The organism is Streptomyces sp. BE20 (assembly GCF_036322525.1).
Lineage (GTDB): Bacteria > Actinomycetota > Actinomycetes > Streptomycetales > Streptomycetaceae > Kitasatospora.
Map to the genome: position 1 here is coordinate 74,655 of NZ_JAQYWW010001218.1, position 21,901 is coordinate 96,555.

General features: G+C 72.6%; 17 protein-coding genes. 10 read left to right on the plus strand and 7 right to left on the minus strand.

Going from position 1 to position 21,901, the window contains the following annotated elements; all coding sequences use genetic code 11:
- Positions 1-208: 208 nt before the first annotated feature.
- On the plus strand, positions 209-2,077 hold the full coding sequence (gene lepA / locus PUR61_RS41675; RefSeq protein ID WP_329885169.1) for a translation elongation factor 4: 1,869 nt from the start codon (positions 209-211) through the stop codon (positions 2,075-2,077).
- Positions 2,078-2,156: 79 nt separating this feature from the next.
- On the opposite strand, the gene PUR61_RS41680 is transcribed toward lepA, so the two are convergent.
- The 4 genes from PUR61_RS41680 to PUR61_RS41695 form a co-directional block, all read right to left on the minus strand.
- Entirely contained in the window at positions 2,157-3,224 is a 1,068-nt protein-coding gene (locus PUR61_RS41680; RefSeq protein WP_329885170.1) for an NAD(P)/FAD-dependent oxidoreductase, read from the minus strand.
- A 137-nt stretch (positions 3,225-3,361) separates the two neighbouring features.
- Positions 3,362-4,300 (minus strand): RNA polymerase sigma factor SigJ, encoded by a 939-nt coding sequence (sigJ, locus tag PUR61_RS41685; protein WP_329885171.1) that lies wholly within the window; start codon positions 4,298-4,300, stop codon positions 3,362-3,364.
- Between the two features lie 203 nt (positions 4,301-4,503).
- Positions 4,504-6,402 carry an ABC transporter ATP-binding protein gene (locus tag PUR61_RS41690; protein ID WP_329885200.1) on the minus strand — a complete coding sequence of 633 codons (1,899 nt, stop codon included), beginning with the start codon at positions 6,400-6,402 and terminating at the stop codon, positions 4,504-4,506.
- A 215-nt stretch (positions 6,403-6,617) separates the two neighbouring features.
- Complete coding sequence (locus tag PUR61_RS41695) at positions 6,618-8,351, minus strand: ABC transporter ATP-binding protein (protein ID WP_329885172.1); 1,734 nt, start codon at positions 8,349-8,351, stop codon at positions 6,618-6,620.
- Positions 8,352-8,690: 339 nt separating this feature from the next.
- Between PUR61_RS41695 and PUR61_RS41700 the strand changes: the two genes are divergently transcribed.
- From PUR61_RS41700 to PUR61_RS41710, 3 genes are read left to right on the plus strand one after another with little or no spacing between them, the layout of a single operon-like run.
- On the plus strand, positions 8,691-10,613 hold the full coding sequence (locus PUR61_RS41700; RefSeq protein WP_329885173.1) for an AMP-dependent synthetase/ligase: 1,923 nt from the start codon (positions 8,691-8,693) through the stop codon (positions 10,611-10,613).
- Between the two features lie 57 nt (positions 10,614-10,670).
- Positions 10,671-11,900 carry a radical SAM family heme chaperone HemW gene (gene hemW / locus PUR61_RS41705; RefSeq protein ID WP_329885174.1) on the plus strand — a complete coding sequence of 410 codons (1,230 nt, stop codon included), beginning with the start codon at positions 10,671-10,673 and terminating at the stop codon, positions 11,898-11,900.
- 1 nt (position 11,901) lies between these two features.
- Positions 11,902-12,093 carry a hypothetical protein gene (locus tag PUR61_RS41710; protein WP_329885175.1) on the plus strand — a complete coding sequence of 64 codons (192 nt, stop codon included), beginning with the start codon at positions 11,902-11,904 and terminating at the stop codon, positions 12,091-12,093.
- Positions 12,094-12,099: 6 nt separating this feature from the next.
- On the opposite strand, the gene PUR61_RS41715 is transcribed toward PUR61_RS41710, so the two are convergent.
- The 3 genes from PUR61_RS41715 to htpX are packed head-to-tail and all read right to left on the minus strand — an operon-like array spanning position 12,100 to position 14,493.
- Positions 12,100-12,927, minus strand: a complete 828-nt coding sequence (locus PUR61_RS41715) for a DUF3097 domain-containing protein (RefSeq protein ID WP_329885176.1) — start codon at positions 12,925-12,927, stop codon at positions 12,100-12,102.
- A gap of 30 nt (positions 12,928-12,957) precedes the next feature.
- Positions 12,958-13,542, minus strand: a complete 585-nt coding sequence (gene pspAB / locus PUR61_RS41720; RefSeq protein ID WP_329885177.1) for a PspA-associated protein PspAB — start codon at positions 13,540-13,542, stop codon at positions 12,958-12,960.
- 30 nt (positions 13,543-13,572) lie between these two features.
- Positions 13,573-14,493 (minus strand): zinc metalloprotease HtpX, encoded by a 921-nt coding sequence (gene htpX / locus PUR61_RS41725; RefSeq protein WP_329885178.1) that lies wholly within the window; start codon positions 14,491-14,493, stop codon positions 13,573-13,575.
- 259 nt (positions 14,494-14,752) lie between these two features.
- Between htpX and hrcA the strand changes: the two genes are divergently transcribed.
- The 6 genes from hrcA to PUR61_RS41755 all read left to right on the plus strand — a co-directional run bounded on the left by hrcA (position 14,753) and on the right by PUR61_RS41755 (position 21,900).
- The gene (hrcA, locus tag PUR61_RS41730; protein ID WP_329885179.1) at positions 14,753-15,787 is read left to right on the plus strand and encodes a heat-inducible transcriptional repressor HrcA; all 1,035 of its coding nucleotides are present in this window, start codon (positions 14,753-14,755) and stop codon (positions 15,785-15,787) included.
- Positions 15,788-15,862: 75 nt separating this feature from the next.
- Positions 15,863-16,999, plus strand: a complete 1,137-nt coding sequence (gene dnaJ / locus PUR61_RS41735) for a molecular chaperone DnaJ (RefSeq protein WP_329885180.1) — start codon at positions 15,863-15,865, stop codon at positions 16,997-16,999.
- An 89-nt stretch (positions 17,000-17,088) separates the two neighbouring features.
- Entirely contained in the window at positions 17,089-17,838 is a 750-nt protein-coding gene (locus PUR61_RS41740) for a 16S rRNA (uracil(1498)-N(3))-methyltransferase (RefSeq protein WP_329885181.1), read from the plus strand.
- 136 nt (positions 17,839-17,974) lie between these two features.
- Positions 17,975-21,250: a S41 family peptidase gene (locus PUR61_RS41745; protein WP_329885182.1), complete on the plus strand. Its 3,276-nt coding sequence runs from the start codon at positions 17,975-17,977 to the stop codon at positions 21,248-21,250.
- A gap of 67 nt (positions 21,251-21,317) precedes the next feature.
- Complete coding sequence (locus tag PUR61_RS41750) at positions 21,318-21,446, plus strand: hypothetical protein (protein ID WP_329885183.1); 129 nt, start codon at positions 21,318-21,320, stop codon at positions 21,444-21,446.
- Between the two features lie 100 nt (positions 21,447-21,546).
- Entirely contained in the window at positions 21,547-21,900 is a 354-nt protein-coding gene (locus tag PUR61_RS41755; protein ID WP_329885184.1) for a histidine triad nucleotide-binding protein, read from the plus strand.
- The last annotated feature ends 1 nt before the right edge of the window (position 21,901 follow it).

Sequence of the window (21,901 nt, forward strand, 5' to 3'; positions counted from 1 at the left end):
CGCGCCCGGCGGAGGCGTGGACCGTCCCCGGAGGCGCCCCGGAGGCGCCCCGGCAGGGGTGAACCGGACGGCGGCGCGCGTCCTGCTCGCGGGAAGTGGGAGGATGGGAGGAACTATCTCGATCGGACGACCGTCCGGTCGCCCGGGAAGCCGGTCAGCGATGACCCGGACACCCCCGGCCCCCGGACCAACGGAGAATCGGACCAAGGTGCCCGCGACCCCCAGCAATGTGCCAGAGCCCAGCCGTACCGACCCGGCGCTGATCCGCAACTTCTGCATCATCGCCCACATCGACCACGGCAAGTCGACGCTCGCAGACCGGATGCTGCAGATCACCGGTGTGGTCGACCCGCGGCAGATGCGCGCCCAGTACCTCGACCGCATGGACATCGAGCGCGAGCGCGGCATCACGATCAAGTCGCAGGCCGTCCGTCTCCCGTGGGCGCCGAAGACCGGCGTCAACACCGGCAGCACGCACATCCTCAACATGATCGACACTCCGGGCCACGTGGACTTCACGTACGAGGTGTCCCGCTCCCTGGCGGCCTGTGAGGGCACCGTCCTGGTGGTGGACGCGGCCCAGGGCATCGAGGCGCAGACCCTCGCCAACCTGTACCTGGCGCTGGAGAACGACCTCACGATCATCCCGGTGCTCAACAAGATCGACCTGCCGGCCGCGCAGCCCGAGAAGTACGCGGCGGAGATCGCGCACATCATCGGGTGCGACCCGGGCGACGTGCTCAAGGTCAGCGCCAAGACCGGCCTCGGCGTCGAGGAGCTGCTGGACCACATCGTCGACAACATCCCGGCCCCGGTCGGCGTGAAGAACGCCCCCGCCCGCGCGATGATCTTCGACTCGGTCTACGACTCCTACCGCGGCGTGGTCACCTACGTCCGTGTCGTCGACGGCCAGCTCACCAAGCGTGAGCGGATCGCGATGATGTCGACCGGCGCGACGCACGAGCTGCTGGAGATCGGCGTCATCTCGCCGGAGCCGAAGGTCGCGGACGGCCTCGGTGTCGGTGAGGTGGGCTACATCATCACCGGCGTGAAGGACGTCCGGCAGTCCAAGGTCGGTGACACGATCACCTCGATGCACAAGGGTGCGACCGAGGCGCTGGGCGGCTACAAGGACCCGCGCCCGATGGTGTTCTCCGGCCTCTACCCGCTGGACGGCTCGGACTACCCGCTGCTCCGCGACGCCCTGGACAAGCTGCGGCTGAACGACGCCGCGCTGGTCTACGAGCCGGAGACCTCGGTCGCGCTCGGCTTCGGCTACCGCTGCGGCTTCCTGGGCCTGCTGCACCTGGAGATCATCCGGGAGCGCCTGGAGCGCGAGTTCAACCTCGACCTGATCTCCACCGCCCCGAACGTGATCTACCGCGTGGTGATGGAGGACGGCACGGAGCACACCGTCACCAACCCGAGCGAGTTCCCGACCGGCAAGATCGCCGAGGTGTACGAGCCGGTCGTGCGCGGGACCATCCTGGCACCGAACGAGTTCGTCGGCGCGATCATGGAGCTGTGCCAGTCCCGCCGCGGCAACCTGCAGGGCATGGACTACCTCTCCGAGGACCGTGTCGAGCTGCGCTACACGCTGCCGCTCGCGGAGATCGTCTTCGACTTCTTCGACTACCTGAAGTCCAAGACCCGCGGCTACGGCTCCTTCGACTACGAGCCGATCGGCGAGCAGTCGGCCGACCTGGTGAAGGTCGACATCCTGCTGCACGGTGACGCGGTGGACGCGTTCTCCGCGATCGTGCACAAGGACAAGGCCTACAACTACGGCGTGATGATGGCCGGCAAGCTGCAGAAGCTGATCCCGCGCCAGCAGTTCGAGGTGCCGATCCAGGCCGCCATCGGCTCGCGCGTGATCGCCCGCGAGACGGTCCGGGCGATCCGCAAGGACGTCCTCGCGAAGTGCTACGGCGGTGACATCTCGCGTAAGCGCAAGCTGCTGGAGAAGCAGAAGGAAGGCAAGAAGCGGATGAAGATGGTCGGCCGGGTGGAGGTCCCGCAGGAGGCCTTCATCGCCGCGCTGTCGACGGACGCAGAGGCGCCGAAGGAGAAGAAGTAACGACGGTGCCGTCGAGGGGCCCGGGACGTGACGTCCCGGGCCCCTCGGGCGTTCCGGGGTGCTTCAGGTGCGGTTCGGTTCAGCGCAGCGACATGACCACGCCGTTGACGATGGCCGTCTTGATCAGCCGTCCGGTGAGGCCGGTGAGGACGGAGGTCCGCATCGAGTCGTCGCCGTGGATCAGCTGGACCATGCCCTCGCGCCGTCCGAGGCTCAGGCACTGCACGGCGTACCGGAACGCGAACGGCTTGTCGGTGCGTCCGGCGAGGACGTTGCCGAGGTAGCGGCCCATCGGCTGGGCGGTGGCGCAGCCCATCCGCAGGGTGCCGGTGCCGGGGACGGTGACCTCGGCGGCGTCGCCGATCACGTACACGTCGGGGTGCGAGACCGACCGCAGGTGGCCGTCGACGACGGCCCGGCCGGTCGGGCCGACGGTGAGGCCGGCCTCGGCGGCGAGCGGGTGCGGTTCCATGGCGGCGGCCCAGACGACGAGGTCGGCGGGGATCCGGCCGGCCGTGGTGGTGAGGCCCTCGGGGCCGACGGCGGTGACGGTGCGGTGCTCGTTGATCTCGGCGCCGAGTCCGCGGAGCACGGTGTGGACGTGGCGGCGGCCCTTGGCCGAGAACCAGCCGCCGACCTGGCCGGCGGCGACGATCCGGACCTTCCACCCGGGGTGGGCCTCGGCGAGTTCGGCGGCCAGTTCGATGCCGGTGGCGCCACCGCCGACCACGGCGAGGGTGCCGGGCCGTTCGGCGGTGCGCAGCCGTTCGGCCACCTCGCCGGCCCGCTCGACGCCGTAGGCGTGGTCGGCGGCGCCGGGGACGCCGTGCCAGGCGGTCCGGCTGCCGAGCGCGTAGACGAGGGTGTCGTAGGCGACGGCGTCGCCGTTGTCGAGGAAGACCTTGCGGACGGTGAGGTCGAGCCGGGAGGCGCGGGCCGGGAGGTGCCGCACGCGGCGGCCGCGCAGGACCTCGGCGACGGCGGGCCGGTGTTCGGGGTGGCCGGCGGCGGTCTCGTGCTGGCGCACGCGGTGCAGGAAGCGGCTCTCGGGGGCGATCAGGGTCACGCGGCCGCGCTTGCCGGCCCGGGTCGCGGCGGTGAGACCCGCGTAGCCGGCGCCCAGTACGACGATCTGCTTCTCGGTCATGTCGTCCCGCTCCTTCGCGGCGCCCGGGGGCGCCCTCTCGCGGCGTCCCCGGGGTTGCCGGGAGCACTTCTGCGCGTGTTCGAGAAGGGGACGAAGCAGCCGGACGGACTGTGACCGTGATCTGCGTCACGGGAAGGTCAGGAGGCTGCCACGTTCAGGTGGGCGAGCTTCTCCGGGTTGACGACGGTGTACGCCTCGGTGATCCGGCCGTCGGTGACGGTGAACGCGATCACGCCGCCGACCAGCCCGGGCTGCGGGTACCAGATCACCCCGGGCTCGCCGTTGACCAGCGCGAAGCCGAAGCTCCAGCCGGGTGTGAGGAACTTGGCGGCCAGGCCGCGGACGAGCCGGGAGACCTTGTCGGCGCCGAACACCGGGCGGGCGCCGGCGGTGACGATGCCGCCGCCGTCGGAGTGCCAGACCACGTCGGGGTCGAGGACGGCCAGCAGGCTCTCGATGTCGCCGCGGGCGGTGGCGGCGGCGAACGCCTCGACGGCCTGCCGGTGCTCGGCCGGGTCGGCGGTGGACCGGCGGCTGCCGGCCTTGACCCGGCGGCGGGCCCGGGAGGCCAGCTGGCGGGCGGCGTCGGGGGTGCGGTCCAGCGAGGCGGCGATCTCGTCGAAGCCGACGGCGAAGACGTCGTGCAGCACGAACGCGGCGCGCTCGGCCGGGGTGAGCTGTTCCATGACGGCGAGCAGCGCCATCGAGACGGACTCGCCGAGTTCGGCGACCTCGGCGGGGGAGGCGGGGGCGTCCTGGTACGAGACGGCCGGTTCGGGCAGCCACTCGCCGAAGTAGGCCTCCCGGCGGGCGCGGGCGGAGCCGAGCTGGTCGTAGCAGAGGCGGGTGACGACCGTGGTGAGGAAGGCGCGGGGGTCGGCGACGGCGGAGCGGTCGACCGAGCGCCAGCGGAGCCAGGCTTCCTGGAGGACGTCCTCGGCGTCGGTGAACGAGCCCAGCAGCCGGTAGGCGACCGACCCGAGGTAGCGCCGGTTCACCTCGAAGGGGTCGGACAGCGGTTGGTCGGGCCCGGTGGCCGGGGCGTGCACGGTCGCGGTCGACGGGTCGTCACTCACGGGCCCTACCGTAGCGCCGGTCGTCGCGATCATGAAGACCCGACCGGGGCGGGAAACGTCGGCCCGGCCGTCCGGACGCGCGGCCACCGGGTCAGCCCGGACACCCGGACGCGCAGACACCCGGACGCGCAGACGCGCGGGAGCCCGGGGCGGTACGGCCGTCGGGCCGTCCTCCCCGGGCTCCCGCCCGGCGTCCGCCGGGGTCATTCGCGCTCGGCGACCGCTTCGGCGAACTGCGCCTTGTAGAGGCGTCCGTACGCCGCGTCGGCGGCGATCAGCTCGTCGTGCGTGCCCTGCTCGACGATCGAGCCGTTCTCCATCACCAGGATCACGTCGGCGTCCCGGATGGTGGAGAGCCGGTGGGCGATCACGAAGCTGGTGCGGCCGCTGCGCAGCCGGGCCATGGCGCGCTGGATGAGCACTTCGGTCCGGGTGTCGACCGAGCTGGTCGCCTCGTCGAGGACGAGGATCGACGGCTGGGCGAGGAAGGCCCGGGCGATGGTGATCAGCTGCTTCTCGCCGGTGCTGACGCCGGCGCCGTCGTCGTCGATGACGGTCTCGTAGCCGTCCGGCAGGGTGCGGACGAAGCGGTCCACGTGTGCGGCCCGGGCGGCCTCGACGACCTGTTCGCGGGTGGCGCCGTCGGCGCCGTAGGCGATGTTGTCGGCGATGGTGCCACCGAACAGCCAGGTGTCCTGGAGGACCATGCCGATGCCGGAGCGCAGGTCCTCGCGGGACATGGCGGCGATGTCCACCCCGTCGAGGGTGATCCGGCCGGAGCTCACCTCGTAGAACCGCATCAGCAGGTTGACCAGGGTGGTCTTGCCGGCGCCGGTCGGGCCGACGATGGCGACGGTCTGACCGGGTTCGACCTTGAGCGAGAGGTCCTCGATGAGCGGCTTGCCCGGGTCGTAGCGGAACGCGACGTCCTGGAAGACGACCCGGCCACGCAGGGCGTCGGGGCGTTCCGGCATGGCCGGCTCGGGGGTCTGCTCGGGCGAGTCGAGGAGTTCGAAGATGCGCTCGGCGGAGGCGACGCCGGACTGCACCAGGTTGGCCATGCTGGCGACCTGGGTGAGCGGCTGGCTGAACTGCCGGGAGTACTGGATGAACGCCTGGACGTCGCCGATGGACAGCGCGCCGGTGGCCACCCGCAGACCGCCGACCACGGCGATCAGCACGTACTGCAGGTTGCCGATGAGCATCATCGCGGGCTGGATGATGCCGGAGATGAACTGGGCCTTGAAGCTGGCGGCGTACAGGGCCTCGTTGTGCTCGCGGAAGGTGGCCGCGGACTCCTTCTGCCGGCCGAAGACCCTGACCAGGGTGTGGCCGGTGTACATCTCCTCGATGTGGGCGTTGAGCTGCCCGGTGGACCTCCACTGCTGGACGAACTGCGGCTGGGCGCGCTTGCCGACCCGGGTGGCGACGACGACGGAGAGCGGTACGGCGATCAGTGCGATCAGCGCGAGCAGCCAGGAGATCCAGAACATCATGGCGAGCACGCCGACGACGGTGAGCAGCGAGTTGATCACCTGGCCGGTGGTCTGCTGCATGGTCTGGCTGATGTTGTCGATGTCGTTGGTGACCCGGCTGAGCACCTCGCCGCGCGGCTGCTTGTCGAAGTAGCTGAGCGGCAGCCGGGCGAGCTTGGCCTCGGCGCTCTGGCGCAGCCGGTAGCCGGCCCGCTGGATGGCACGCGCGGCGAGCCGGCCCTGGACGACGCCGAAGACGGAGGACGCGACGTAGATCGCCAGGACCCAGAGCAGGATGCTGCCGATGGCGTCGAAGTCCATGCCCTGGCCGGGGGTGAAGTCGACCGAGGAGAGCAGGTCGGCGATGTCGGTGTCGCCGCGTCCGCGCATGGCGTCGACGACCTCCTGCTTGGAGGCCCCGGCGGGGAAGCGGCCGCTGACGACGCCGGCGAAGATCAGGTCGGTGGCGTGGCCGAGGATCTTGGGGCCGATGACGGCGCAGCCGATGCTGAGCACGCCGAGGGCGAGGACGCCGGCGATCAGGGCGCGCTCCGGGCGGAGCAGTTTGAGCAGGCGTTTACCGGAGCCCTTGAAGTCCATGGACTTCTCGGCGCCCTGGCCGCCCATGAAGCGTCCGGGGCCGGCCGGGCCGCGGCGGGCGGCGGCGGCCTGGGAGTCGCCGGCGGCCTTCGGGGGCCCGCCGGGGCCGCCCCTGCCGGGGCCACCAGCGCCACCAGGACCGCCGGGACCGCCGAAGCCCCCGGGACCACCAGGGCCTCCGGGGCCTCCCGGGCCGCCGGCGGGCGACTTCTTCGGGTCCGGCGCGGGCTTGTCGGGCGTGGTCACGCCGCCTCCTGCTCGGTGAGCTGGGAGAGCACGATCTCCCGGTACGTCGGGTTGCCGGCCATGAGTTCGCCGTGGGTGCCGCTGCCGACCACGGCGCCTTCGTCGAGGACGATGATCCGGTCGGCGTCGCGGATGGTGGAGACGCGCTGGGCGACGATCACCACGGTGGCGTCGGCGGTCTCGCGTGCGAGGGCCTTGCGCAGCCGGGCGTCGGTGGCGTAGTCGAGCGCGGAGAAGGAGTCGTCGAAGAGGTAGATGTCGGGCCGCCGGACCAGGGTGCGGGCGATGGCCAGGCGCTGGCGCTGGCCGCCGGAGACGTTGCCGCCGCCCTGGGCGATCGGCGCGTCCAGACCCTCGGCGAGCTGTTCGACGAACTCCTTGGCCTGGGCGATTTCCAGGGCCTTCCAGAGTTCCTCGTCGGTGGCGTCCGGCCGGCCGTAGCGGAGGTTGCTGGCCACGGTGCCGGAGAACAGGTAGGGCTTCTGCGGGACCAGTCCGACACTGTCGGCGATGGTCTCGGGGGCGAGTTCGCGGACGTCGACGCCGTTGAGCAGGACCTGGCCCGTGGTGGCGTCGAACAGCCGGGGGACGAGGCCGAGCAGGGTGGACTTCCCGCTGCCGGTGGAACCGATGACGGCCGTGGTCTCGCCCGGGCGGGCGGCGATGTCGATGCCCCGCAGGACGGAGGCCTCGGCACCGGGGTAGCGGAACTCGACGTCGCGCAGTTCGAGGTGGCCGCGGCGGAGCACCTCGGTGACGGGCTCGGACGGCGGGACGACGCTGGAGCTGGTGGTGAGCACCTCCTGGATCCGTTCGGCGCACACCTCGGCGCGCGGCACCATCATGAACATGAAGGTGGCCATCATGACGCTCATCAGGATCTGCAGCAGGTAGGAGAGGAAGGCCGTGAGAGCGCCGATCTCCATGTCGCCGCTGTCGATCCGGTGGGCGCCGAACCAGAGCACGGCGACGCTGGAGACGTTCACGACCAGCATCACGCTGGGGAACAGGTAGGCCATCAGCTTGCCGACCTGGAGCGAGACCCCGGTGAGGTCCTCGTTGGCGCCGGCGAACCGGGCCTGCTCGTGGTCGTCCTTGACGAAGGCCCGGATGACCCGGATACCGGTGATCTGCTCGCGCAGCACCCGGTTCACGGTGTCGATCTTCTCCTGCATGCTGCGGAAGCGCGGGCGGAGTGCCCGCACCAGCACGATGACGACCGCGCCGAGGGTGGGCACGACGGCGAGCAGCAGGCCGGAGAGCGGTACGTCCTGGTTGAGAGCCATGATGATGCCGCCGATGCACATGATCGGCGCGGCCACCATCATGGTGAAGGACATCAGGACCAGCATCTGGACCTGCTGGACGTCGTTGGTGGTCCGGGTGATCAGCGAGGGGGCGCCGAACTGGCCCATCTCGCGGGAGGAGAAGCTCTGCACGCGGTCGAAGATGTCGGCCCGGACGTCCCGGCCGACCGCCATCGCGGTGCGTGCGCCGTAGTAGACGGCGCTGATGGCGCAGAGGGTCTGGAGCACGGTGATGCCGATCATCACCGCGCCCACGCGCAGGATGTATCCGGTGTCACCCTTCACCACGCCGTCGTCGATGATGTCGGCGTTGAGCGTCGGCAGGTAGAGCAGGCCGAGGGTGGAAATCAGCTGGAGCAGCACCAGCAGGGTGATCGGTCGGGTGTACGGGCGAAGGTACGCCCTGAGCAGTCTGATCAGCACTGGCTCACTCTTGTCGTCGGCGGCGGCTTTGGCATCCCAATTCTCGTTCTTCGGCGGGCTCGTTCAGGCCATTCCCGCCAAGCGAGCCGGATCTTTGTCCAGCCCTTTGCCGAACGTTCCGGTGGGCGGGGTGGTGCCGTGCACCGGGGGATCGGGAGGGTGCCAGCTGGCCGCTCCCTCTTACGGAATGACCGGTTTCCCCCTAGGCTGCTGATTGCCCCCTTGTTACTCACCGGTACCGGCCTGGTTGCCGAAGGGGGTCGGTGACCGCCCCCACGGACGCCGCGACAATCCCTCAGAGCCTTCCCTCAGACGGCCACCCGCTCCCGGAGGTCCTCGTTGAGTTCCGCGCACTCCCTGATCGACTCCGGCCGCGCCGACATCGTCGCCGGGCGTCCTGCCTCCGTCGCCCACCTGTTCCTGGAGCGGGTCGCCGCCACCCCGGGCGCCGAGGCCTACCGTTACCCGGCCCCGGTGGACGAGCAGGCGGCGGACAGTGCCCCGGGCGCCGAGCAGTGGCGTTCGGTGACCTGGGCGCAGGCTGCGGCCCGGGTGTACGCGGTGGCGGCCGGCCTGCTGTCGCTGGGCATCCGTGCGGAGGACCGGGTCGCCCTGTCCTCCTCCACCCGGCTGGAATGGATCCTCGCCGACCTCGGCAACATGTGCGCGGGTGCGGCGACCACCGCCGTCTACCCGAGCACCAACGCCGACGAGACCGCGTTCATCCTCTCCGACTCGGGCTCCCGGGCGATGTTCGCGGAGAACGCCGCGCAGCTGGCCAAGGTGGTCGCCGAGCGTGAGCGGCTGCCCGAGCTGCAGACCGTGATCCTGTTCGACGCGCCGGCCGAGACCCCCGACGCCGCCGGGCTCAAGATCGTCACCCTCGCCGAGCTGGAGCAGCTCGGGGCCGACTACCTGGCCGAGCACCCGGGCGTCGTCGAGCGGACCGTCGCCGCGCTCGACAAGGAGCAGCTGGCCACCCTCATCTACACCTCCGGCACCACCGGCCGTCCGAAGGGCGTGCGCCTGGTGCACGACTGCTGGGCGTACGAGGGGAGAGCGCAGGAGGCGAGCGGGCTGCTGGCCGCCGACGACGTGCAGTTCATGTGGCTGCCGCTGTCGCACGTCTTCGGCAAGACGCTGATCTCGGGGCAGATCGCCACCGGCCACGTGATGGCCGTGGACGGCCGGGTCGAGCGGATCATCCACAACCTGCCGGTCATCCGGCCGACCATCATGGCCTCGGCGCCGCGCATCTTCGAGAAGGTCTACAACGGCATCGCCGGCAAGGCCCGGGCCGAGGGCGGCGCCAAGTACAGGATCTTCCTGTGGGCCGCCCGGACCGCCCGCGAGTACGCCCGGACCGCCCAGGCCAACCGGATCGCCACCGGCAGCGACCGCGTCCCGTTCGCCCTCGGCCTGAAGCACTCGCTGGCCGACCGGCTGGTGTACGCGAAGATCCGGGCGGCGTTCGGCGGGCGGCTGCGCGGTGCGGTCTCCGGCAGCGCCGCGCTCGCACCCGAGATCGGGTACTTCTTCGTCGGCGCCGGGGTGCCGATCCTGGAGGGCTACGGCCTGAGCGAGACCAGCGCCGGTTCGAGCGTCAACCGGGCGGAGGACATCCGGGTCGGCACGGTCGGCCGCCCGCTGCCCGGCACCGAGGTCAGGATCGCCGAGGACGGCGAGATCCTGCTGCGCGGCCCCGGCATCATGCGCGGCTACCACAACCTGCCGGAGAAGACCGCCGAGGTGCTGGAGGCCGACGGCTGGTTCCACACCGAGGACATCGGAGAGCTGTCGGCGGACGGCTTCCTGCGGATCACCGACCGCAAGAAGGACATGTTCAAGACCTCCGGCGGCAAGTACGTCGCGCCCAGCGAGGTGGAGGGCAAGTTCAAGGCGGTCTGTCCGTTCGTCAGCAACATCCTGGTGATCGGCAACGGCCGCAACTACTGCACCGCGCTGATCGGCCTGGACGAGTCGGCGATCATGCCGTGGGCCGCCGAGCGCGGCCTGGCCGGCAGGTCCTACACCGAGGTGGTCGCCGACCCGCAGGTCCACAAGCTGATCGACGGGTTCGTGCAGCGGCTCAACGCCGACCTCCAGCGCTGGCAGACGGTGAAGAAGTTCCACCTTCTGCCGCGCGACCTGGACGTCGAGCACGGGGAGCTCACCCCGAGCCTGAAGATCAAGCGGCCCGTGGTCGAGCGCGAGTACGCGGACGCCGTCACCGCGATGTACGCGGGCAGCAACGAGGTCTGACCGCCGCCGTCCCGTACGGACCGGAGGACCACCCGGGCCGTACGGGACAATGGGGTCATGCCCTCCGCACTCCCCGACGGCGAACCGGTGCCGTCCGACGGTTCCCTGCCCGCATCCGCGCTCGACGGACTCGGCTCCCGGCCGTTCGGCTTCTACCTGCACGTGCCCTACTGCGCGAGCCGCTGCGGCTACTGCGACTTCAACACCTACACCGCCACCGAGCTGCGCGCCTCGGGCACCGTCGCCTCCCAGGAGACGTACGCCGACAACGTGGTGGCCGAGATCCGCCACGCCCGGAAGGTGCTGGGCGGTGCCGACCTGCCGGTGCGCACCGTCTTCCTCGGCGGCGGCACCCCCACGCTCCTGCCCGCCGGCGACCTGGTGCGGATGCTCGCCGCGATCCGGGAGGAGTTCGGGCTCGCCGACGGCGCCGAGGTGACCACCGAGGCCAACCCGGAGTCGGTCGATCCGGCCTACCTCGCCGAACTGCGCGCGGGCGGCTACAACCGGGTCTCCTTCGGCATGCAGAGCGCGCGGCCGCACGTCCTCCAGCTGCTCGACCGCCACCACACCCCCGGCCGCCCCGAGGCGTGCGTCGCCGAGGCCCGCGCCGCCGGCTTCGAGCACGTGAACCTCGACCTGATCTACGGCACCCCCGGCGAGTCCGACGACGACTGGCGGGCCTCCCTGGACGCCGCGATCGGCGCCGGGCCGGACCACGTCTCCGCGTACTCGCTGATCGTCGAGGACGGCACGAAGCTCGCCGCCCGGGTCAAGCGCGGCGAGCTGCCGATGATCGACGACGACGTGCACGCCGACCGCTACCTGATCGCCGAGGAGGCGCTCACCGCCGCCGGCTACTCCTGGTACGAGGTCTCCAACTGGTCCACCACCCCGGAGGGCCGCTGCCGTCACAACGAGCTCTACTGGACCGGCGGCGACTGGTGGGGCGCCGGCCCCGGCGCCCACAGCCACGTCGGCGGCGTCCGCTGGTGGAACGCCAAGCACCCCGCCGCCTACGCGCAGGCCCTCACCGGGCACCGCAGCCCCGCCCAGGGCCGCGAGCGGCTCACCGCCGAGGACCGCCGGGTCGAGCGGATCCTCCTGGAGCTGCGCCTCGCCGAGGGCATCCCGCTGGACCTGTTGACGGACACCGGCCTGAAGGCCGCCCGGCAGCACCTCGCCGACGGCCTCCTCGACGCCGGATCCCACTCCGCGGGCCGCGCCACCCTGACCCTCCGGGGCCGCCTGCTGGCCGACGCGGTCGTGCGTGACCTGGTGGACTGATATGCGGGACCCCGCCCACCTGGTCGTCGATCCGATCAAGGCCGTCCGCGCGCTGTCGACCGAGCCGAGCCGGGCGACCGCCCCGGGACTGCCGGACCACATGTCCGGGCGGACCAGCAGGGTCGGTGACCCCGTTCCCGTCGACGTGCTCGGCGTCGCGTCGGACACCGCCGGTTTCCGGACGTACGCCTGACGCGCCTCAGTCCGGCAGGGTGACGAAGTCGATCAGCTCCTCGACCCGGCCGAGCAGCTCCGGCTCCAGGTCCCTGTAGGAGTCCACCGAGGCGAGGATCCGCTTCCAGGCGGCGGGGGTGTCCACCGGCCAGCCGAGACGGCGGCAGACGCCCTCCTTCCACTCCTCGCCGCGCGGGACGGCGGGCCAGCCGGGGATGCCGACACTGGACGGCTTCACGGCTTGCCAGACGTCCACGTAGGGGTGTCCCACCACGAGCACGGCCTCGCCGGTGACCCGGGCGGCGATCCGGTGCTCCTTGGTGCCGGGCAGCAGGTGGTCCACCAGGACGCCGAGACGCCGGCCGGGGCCGGGGGCGAAGTCGGCGACGATCGCGGGCAGGTCGTCGATGCCCTCCAGGTACTCGACCACCACGCCCTCGACCCGCAGGTCGTCGCCCCAGACCCGTTCGACCAGCTCGGCGTCGTGCCGGCCCTCGACGTAGATCCGGGACCCGCGGGCCACCCGGGCGCGGGCGCCGGGCACCGCGACCGAGCCGGAGGCGGTCCGGCCGGGCGTGCGCGCGGGGGCCGGCCCGGTGGGCCGGACCAGGGTGACCACACGCCCCTCCAGCAGGAAGCCGCGCGGGACCAGCGGGAAGACCCGGTGCTTGCCGAACCGGTCCTCCAGGGTGACGGTGAACCCCTCGGCGGTCTTCTCGCAGCGCACCACCGCCCCGCAGAAGCCGGTTTCCGCCTCCTCGACCACGAGGTCCCGCTCGGCGGGCACCTCGGGGGCGGGCTGCTGCCGCTTCCACGGCGGGGTCAGGTCGGGTCCGTACCGGCGGCTGTGCATGCAGCGACTATAGGGAAGACGGACGGAGGGTCAGAGCCCTGGCGCGCCCCAGACCGGGAACCAGCGGGTGAGGTCCTTCTCCAGCCGCAGGTCGTTCCCGAGCAGGGCGTTGACCTGCAGTTCCAGCGGGCTGTCGCGCTTCTCCCCGCCGCCCGCCGCCGGCGCGAAGGGGTAGAAGGTGCCGCGCTTGTACAGGTAGACCAGCGCCAGCGGCCGGCCCCCCTCGTCGCGGAAGGCGACGAGCGAGCAGAGCAGCTGCGGCCCGAAGCCGTTCGCCTCCAGCTCGCTGTTGACCGCGTGCAGGTCGTTGACCAGCTCCGGCAGTTCCCCGGGAGCGTGCCGGGCCAGCAGCCAGGAGTAGCCGTACGCGTCCTTGGACGCCTCGACGGGGACGCCGCCGCGCTCGGTGTCGGCGTCCAGGAGGGCCCGGACCTGCCGTTCGACCTCGCCGAAGGCCCCGCCCTCCACGGAGGCGAAGCAGACCGACCCGACCCCGGTGGGCCGGAAACCGGCCGCGGCCTCCAGGGTGATCGCGGCGGACGGCACGCCGAACAGCTGGTCGAGGTCGGGCCGGACGGGCTTGGTGCGGCCGAACAGGGCGTCCAGGATTCCCACGGTGGTCCCTTTCCCGGAGGAGGAGGCGGTTCAGTGGCCGAGCCGGGTGGAGATCTCGGCCAGCTGCTCCAGCCGCTGCTCCAGCGTCGGGTGGGTGGAGAGCAGCCGGCCGGCGGTCTCCCGGGCGCTCAGCGCGGGGGCGAAGTAGAAGGCGTTGTAGGCCTGCGCCTGGCGCAGGTCCCTGGTCGGGATGGCGGCGATCTGGCCGGTCACCTTGGTGAGCGCCGAGGCCAGCGCGCTGGGACGGCCGGTGAGCTGGGCGGCGGCCCGGTCGGCCGCCAGCTCCCGGTAGCGGGAGAGCAGCCGGGTCAGCAGGAAGCTGATCGCGTACACCACCACCGACACCAGCGGGACGATCAGGGCGGCGATCGCGGCGTTGGAGTCGTTGCTGTTGCGGCCGCCGCCCATGAACCCGCCGTACATGGCGATCCGGGTCATGGCTCCGGCGAGGACACCGAGGAACCCGGCGACGGTCATCACCGCGACGTCCCGGTGGGCGACGTGGGACAGCTCGTGGGCGAGCACGCCCTCCAGTTCCTCCGGCTCCAGCCGGCGCAGCAGCCCGGTGGTGACGCAGACCACCGCGTTCTTCGGGTTGCGGCCGGTGGCGAAGGCGTTCGGCATGTCGTTGTCGGCGACCGCCACCCGGGGTTTGGGCATGTCGGCCAGCGCGCAGAGCCGGTCGACGGTGCCGTGCAGCTGCGGGTACTGCTCGGGGGTGACCCGGTGCGCCCCCATGGCCCGTTCGGTGATCTTGTCGCTGAACCAGAACTGGGCGACGAACAGGCCGCCCGAGATCAGGACGACGATCGGCCAGGCGCCGCGCAGCAGCACGATCAACAGCCCGGTGAATCCGACGTACAACAGCCCGATCACGAACATCGTGCCGACCATCCGGCCGGTCAGGCCGCGGTCCGGCGCGAAACGGGAGTGCTGGCCCGAGGTCGACATCGCTGGTCCTCCGTTCGCCGTCCGCTTCCGATGCTGCCACCAGGCCGGGCCCGCGGCATCACCCGCGCGCCGCGAACTGCGGGCAGGATCACTCCGGCTGGGCCGTTCCTGCCGTCGGACCCGGGCCTTACACTGGCAGGTAGGGTCCTGGCACTCGTATGTTCCGAGTGCCAAGCCCGGTTCCTCCCGGAACGGGCGAAGCGGCTCGAAACGGACACATGTCATATCGGACAACGCGTGAAGACGGAGGTGCGTGCCCATGGCCGGTGAGGTCCGCCAGCTGGACGACCGCAAACTCGCGGTGCTTCGCGCCATCGTCCAGGACTACGTGGGGACGGAGGAGCCGGTCGGCTCGAAGGCCCTCGTGGAACGGCACAACCTCGGGGTCTCCCCGGCGACCGTCCGCAACGACATGGCCGCGCTGGAGGAGGACGGTTACATCCACCAGCCGCACACCAGCGCCGGGCGCATCCCCACCGACAAGGGGTACCGCCTGTTCGTGGACCGGCTGGCCGAGGTCAAGCCGATGAGCGCGCCCGAGCGGCGGGCGATCCGGCACTTCCTGGACGGGGCGGTCGACCTCGACGACGTGGTCGCCCGTACGGTGCGGCTGCTCGCCCAGCTGACCCGCCAGGTCGCGGTGGTGCAGTACCCCTCGCTCTCCCGGTCCACCGTGCGGCACATCGAGCTGGTCGCGCTGGCCCCGGCCAAGGTGATGCTGGTGCTGATCACCAACACCGGCCGGGTCGAGCAGCGGATGGTGGACTGCCCCGGGGCGGTGGGCGAGACCGTCCTGGCCGACCTCCGGGCCCGGATCAACGTGCGGGCCGCCGGACAGCGGCTCCCCGAGGTTCCGGGACTGCTGGAGGACCTTCCCGCGCAGTTCGAGGCGGGGGACCGGCCGACCGTCGCGACGGTCCTGGCGACGCTCTTCGAGGCGCTCGCCGAGCAGAACGAGGAACGGATCATGCTGGCCGGCACGGCCAACCTGACCCGTTTCGGCCACGACTTCCCGTTGACCATCCAGCCGGTGCTGGAGGCACTGGAGGAACAGGTCATCCTGCTCCGCCTCCTGGGTGAGACCGCGGACGCCGGGATGACGGTCCGGATCGGGCGTGAGAACGCCTACGAGGGCCTCAATTCCACCTCCGTCGTCTCGGTCGGTTACGGTTCGGGCGACGAGAGCGTGGCCAAACTGGGTGTGATCGGTCCGACCCGGATGGACTATCCGGGCACAATGGGGGCGGTGCGAGCGGTGGCACGGTACGTGGGCCAGATCCTGGCCGAGTCGTAGGAACGGCCACCGTCAGGACCCTGACGGTGGTTCCAGTCGCAAGCACTTCTACAGGCGGAACAAGCGGAGCATTTGGTGGCCACGGACTACTACGCGGTACTCGGCGTCCGACGGGATGCGGGGCAGGACGAGATCAAGAAGGCGTTCCGGCGCCTGGCACGCGAACTGCACCCGGACGTCAACCCGGACCCGAAGACGCAGGAGCGGTTCAAGGAGATCAACGCCGCCTACGAGGTGCTCTCCGACCCGCAGAAGCGCCAGGTCTACGACCTCGGCGGTGACCCGCTGTCGCCGAACGGCGGCGCGGGCGGCTTCGGCGCGGGCGCGGCGGGCTTCGGCTTCTCCGACATCATGGACGCCTTCTTCGGCGCCGCCTCGGGCCAGCGCGGCCCGCGGTCGCGGACCCGCCGGGGCCAGGACGCCATGATCCGGCTGGAGATCACCCTGGAGGAGGCCGCCTTCGGCACCACCAAGGAACTCCAGGTCGACACGGCCGTCACCTGCACCACCTGCAGCGGCGAGGGCGCGGCCCCCGGCACCTCCGCGCAGACCTGCGACATGTGCCGCGGCAAGGGCGAGGTCTCCCAGGTCACCAGGTCCTTCCTGGGCCAGGTCATGACCTCCCGCCCCTGCCCGCAGTGCCAGGGCTTCGGCACCGTCGTGCCCACCCCGTGCCCGGAGTGCGCCGGCGACGGCCGGGTCCGCGCCCGCCGCACCCTCACCGTCAAGATCCCCGCCGGTGTCGACAACGGCACCAGGATCCAGCTGGCCGGCGAGGGCGAGGTCGGCCCCGGCGGCGGCCCGGCCGGCGACCTCTACGTCGAGATCGCCGAGACCGCCCACACGGTGTTCCAGCGGCGCGGCGACGACCTGCACTGCACCGTCACCATCCCGATGACGGCCGCCTCGCTCGGCACCCAGGTGCCGTTGCAGACCCTGGACGGGCTGGAGGAGGTCGACATCCGGCCCGGCACCCAGTCCGGACAGTCGATCCCGCTGCACGGTCGCGGCATCACCCATCTGCGCGGCGGCGGCCGGGGCGACCTGATAGTGCACGTCGAGGTGCAGACGCCCTCCAAGCTCGACCCCGAGCAGGAGGACCTGCTGCGCCGCCTCGCGGTGCTGCGCGGTGAGGAGCGGCCGTCCGGCCAGTTCGCGCCCGGGCAGCAGGGCCTGTTCTCCCGCCTGAAGGACGCCTTCAACGGCCGCTGACGGCTCCGGCGCCCGGCACTCCGCGACCTCCGTCGTCGGGTGCCGGGCGCCGTCGTTCCACCGCCCGACCCATTCCGGAGGAAGACCCCATGACCGCGCCCGTGTTCGTCGTCGAGACCGAGCGGATCGCCACCGCCGCCCCCGGCGTGCTGGTCCGGCTGGACGGGCCCGAGGGGCGGCACGCGGCGGCGGTGAAGCGGCTGGAGGCGGGCGAGGCCGTGACCCTGGCCGACGGGCTCGGCCTCGGGGTGGACGGCACCGTCGCGGCGGTGCACGGCAAGGACGCGATCGAGGTGACGGTGACGGCCGTCCGCCGCGAGGCCGCCCCGGCGCCCCGGATCGTCGTGGTCCAGGCGCTGCCCAAGGGCGACCGCGGCGAGCTGGCGGTGGAGACCATGACCGAGGTCGGGGTGGACGTGGTGATCCCCTGGTCGGCCTCCCGCTGCATCACCCAGTGGAAGGGCGACCGCGGCGCGAAGGCGCTCGCCAAGTGGCGCGCCACCGCGCGGGAGGCCGGCAAGCAGTCCCGCCGGCTGCGGTTCCCCGAGGTCCGCGAGCCGCTGACCACCCGGCAACTGGTCCCGGTGCTGGCCGGCGCGGCGTTCGCCGCCGTGCTGCACGAGGAGGGCGCCGAGCCGCTGGCCGGGGCCGTGCTCCCGGACTCCGGGGACCTCGTGCTGGTGGTCGGCCCCGAGGGCGGCGTCTCCCCCGAGGAGCTGGCGGCCTTCGCCGAGGCCGGGGCGAAGCCGTTCCGGCTCGGCCCGTCGGTGCTGCGCACCTCCACGGCAGGGGTGGCGGCCGGGGCCCTGCTGCTGGGCCGCACCGGCCGCTGGAGCTGAGCCGACCGCACCGGGCCGTTCGAGCGGGGCGGCGGGCCGGGTGGGCCGGGCGGCCCCGGATCCCCGGTCCCCCGACAGGGGGTCCTGGTCGGCGAAAACCGGGCGTGGGCCGGGCACGGGTGCCTAGGGTGGCGGTGTGAGCGAACCCGAAAGCACCCCCGCCGGCGCCTACCTGCGCCACCCGCACCTCCACGGCGACCTCGTCACCTTCGTCGCCGAGAACGACGTGTGGCTCGCCCCGCTGGACGGCGGCCGGGCCTGGAGACTGACGGCCGATCACCTCCCGGTGCGCCGCCCGAGATTCTCCCCGGACGGGCGGCACGTCGCCTTCACCTCCGCCCGCGACGGCGCACCCGAGGTGCACGTCGTCCCGGTGGACGGCGGCCCGTCCCGACGGCTGACCCACTGGGGCGACGCCCAGACCCAGCTGCGCGGCTGGACCCCGGACGGCCGGCCGATCGCCACCACCGCCGCCGGACAGGGCTCGCTGCGCCGCACCTGGGCCCACGCGGTGCCGCTGGACGGCGGTGAGCCGGAACGGCTGCCGTACGGGCCGGTCGGCGGGCTGTCCTTCGAGGCGGGCGGCTCGGGGGCGCCCCCGGCCGAAGGCGGGGGGAGGGTGCTGCTGGTCTCCGCGTTCGGCGTGGAGCCGGCCTGGTGGAAGCGGTACCGGGGCGGGCGGACCGGCAAGCTGTGGATCGGTACGGAGCGGTTCGACCGGATCCACGAGGAGCTGACCGGGAACATCGACTCGCCGCTCTGGGTGGGGGAGGCGGACCGGGCGAGAATCGCCTTCCTCTCCGACCACGAGGGCGTCGGCGACCTCTGGTCCAGCCTCCCGGACGGCACCGACCTGCGCCGCCACTCCTCCTCCCCGGACGGCTTCTACGCCCGCAACGCCGCCACCGACGGCACCCGCGTCGTCTGGCACACCGCGGGCGACCTCTGGCTGCTGGACGACCTGGCCGACGCGGAGCCGCGGCGCCTCGACGTCCGGCTGGCGGGTCCGCGGACCGGCCGCCGCCCGCGTCCGGTCCCGGCCGCGCACTGGCTGGAGACCGCCGCGCCCGACCGCACCGGCCGGGCCGGCGCCGTCGTGGTGCGCGGGACCGTGCACTGGCTGACCCACCGGGAGGGCCCGGCCCGCGTCCTGGACGAGTCGCCGGGCGTGCGCGGCCGACTCGCCCGCGTGGTGCCCGGTTCGGGCGAGGACGGCGGGCAGGGCGTGGTCTGGGTGACCGACGCCGAGGGCGAGGACGCGATCGAGTACGCCCCCGCGGTGCTCGGCACCGAGCGCCGCCGGCTGGCCGCCGGGCAGCTCGGCCGGGTCCGGTCGCTGCTCGTCTCGCCGGACGGCAAGCAGGTGGCGGTCGGCGCGCACGACGGCCGGGTCCTGCTGGTCGCCCTGACCGACGGCGTCGTGCACGAGCTGGCGCACAGCACCGACGGCGAGGTCAGCGGCCTGGCGTTCAGCCCGGACTCGGCCTGGCTGGCCTGGTCCCAGCCCGCTCTCGGGCCGTGGTCGCTGCGCCAGATCGTGCTGGCCAACCTGACCACCCGGACGGTGTCCGAGGCCACCCCGCAGCGGTTCATCGACACCTCGCCGGCCTTCACCACGGACGGCCGGCACCTGGCGTTCCTCTCGGTGCGCAACTTCGACCCGGTCTACGACTCGCACGTCTTCGACCTGTCCTTCCCGAACGGCTGCCGCCCGTACCTGATCACGCTGGCCGCCGACACGCCGTCCCCGTTCGGGCCGCGGCGGGCCGGTCGGCCGGTCGGCGGCGAGGACGACGAGCCCAAGGGCAAGAAGACGGAGGGCGAGGAGGGCACGGCCGACGCGCCGCCGGTCACCCGGGTCGACCTCGACGGCATCGCCGACCGGATCGTGCCGTTCCCGGTCGAGGGCGGCCGGTTCGGCTCGCTGCGGGCTGCCAAGGACGGCGTGCTCTGGACGCGCGTCCCGCTGGTCGGCGAGCTCGGCGACGAGGCGGCCTCGCTGGAGGACGAGCGGCCGCGCCCCACGCTGGAGCGGTTCGACCTCCGCAAGCGCCGGGCCGAGCAACTGGTGGACGGGCTGGACTCGTTCGCGGTGAGCGGCGACGGCACCCGGCTCGCGGTGCTGGACGAGGGCGAGCTGCGGATCGTGCCCGCCGACCACAAGGCGGTCGGCGAGGACGACGAGATCGAGGTCGACCTCGCCCGGCTCCGGGTGACCGTCGACCCGGCCGCCGAGTGGCGGCAGATGTTCGACGAGAACGGCCGCCTGATGCGCGACAACTTCTGGCGCCCGGACCTCGACGGCGTGGACTGGGCGGGCGTGCTGGCCCGGTACCGGCCGCTGGTGGACCGGATCGGCTCCCACGACGACCTGGTCGACCTGCTCTGGGAGGTGCACGGCGAGCTGGGCACCTCGCACGCCTACGTGCTGCCGCACGGCCTGCACACCGAGCCGGCCCGCCGACAGGGCCTGCTCGGCGCCGACCTCGTCAAGGACGGCGACGCCTGGCGGATCTCCCGGATCCTGCCCGGCGAGTCCTCCGACCCCCGGGCCCGCTCGCCGCTGGCGGCGCCCGGTGCCGCGATCCGCCCCGGGGACGCCGTCCTGGCGGTCAACGGGCGCCCGGTCGATCCGGTGACCGGCCCGGCGCCGCTGCTGGCGGGCACCGCCGGGCAGCCGGTCGAGCTGACCGTGGCCGGCAAGGACGGCACCGACCGGCGCCACCCCGTCGTCGTCCCGCTCGCCGACGAGGAACCGCTGCGCTACCACGACTGGGTCACCGGCCGGCGGGCCGCCGTCCGTGAGCTGTCCGACGGGCGGCTCGGCTACCTGCACATCCCCGACATGCAGACCACCGGCTGGGCGCAGATCCACCGGGACCTGCGGTCGGAGATGGCCAGGGAGGGCGTGATCGTCGACATCCGGGGCAACCGGGGCGGGCACACCTCCCAGCTGGTGATCGAGAAGCTGGCCCGGCGGATCGTCGGATGGGGCATCGCCCGGGACATCGCCAGCCCGGCGCCGTACCCGGAGGACGCGCCGCGCGGGCCGGTCGTCGCGCTGGCCGACGAGTACTCGGGTTCCGACGGCGACATCGTCAACGCCGCCATCCAGGCACTCGGTATCGGCCCCGTGGTCGGCACCCGCACCTGGGGCGGGGTGATCGGCATCGACAGCCGGTACTCGCTGGTGGACGGCACCCTGGTGACCCAGCCCAAGTACGCGTTCTGGTCCGAGCGGTACGGCTGGGGCGTGGAGAACCACGGGGTCGACCCGGACGTCGAGGTGCTGTTCCCCCCGCACGCGTGGGCGGCGGGGGAGGACCCGCAGCTCGCCGAGGGCGTCCGGATCGCCCTGGCGGCGCTGGACCGGGCTCCGGCCAAGGCGGCGCCGGCGCTGCCCTGGGTGTAGGCACCGACCGGCGGGGCGGGAGGCCGGCGGCGGGTCCGGCCTCCCGCCCCCGGCCTCCCGCCCCTGGGTGCCCGTCCCGCCGAAGGTCGGCCTGCTCACCGAGGAGCCCGGAGTCGGAGGGCACCGCCGCCGGGTCCGCGTGGTCCGCCGGAGGCACCTGCGCGAGTACCAGCAGGCCGGGGCACGGCTCGGCTAGCATGCCGCCGTACGCCCCGACCGGCAGCGGGCCCGACGCCGGGCCCGGTTCCGGACCCGGGTCCGAGTCCCACCCCGACCGACAGCGCGAGGAGACCCCGATGGCCGGCGAGCCGCAGCCCGACTGCCTGTTCTGCAAGATCGTGGCCGGCGAGATCCCGGCCACCGTGGTACGCAAGACCGACCGTGTCCTGGCCTTCCGCGACATCGCCCCGAAGGCGCCGGTGCACGTCCTGGTCATCCCGCACGTCCACTACCCGAACGCCGCCGCGCTGGCCGACGCCGAGCCGGAGATCGCCGGTGAGCTGCTCGCCGAGGCCGGCCGGGTCGCGGCGGACGAGGGCATCGCGGACTACCGCCTGATCTTCAACACCGGGGCCGGCGCCGGGCAGACCGTCTTCCACGCCCACGTCCACGTGCTCGGCGGTACGTCGATGACCGAGCGCATGGTCTAGC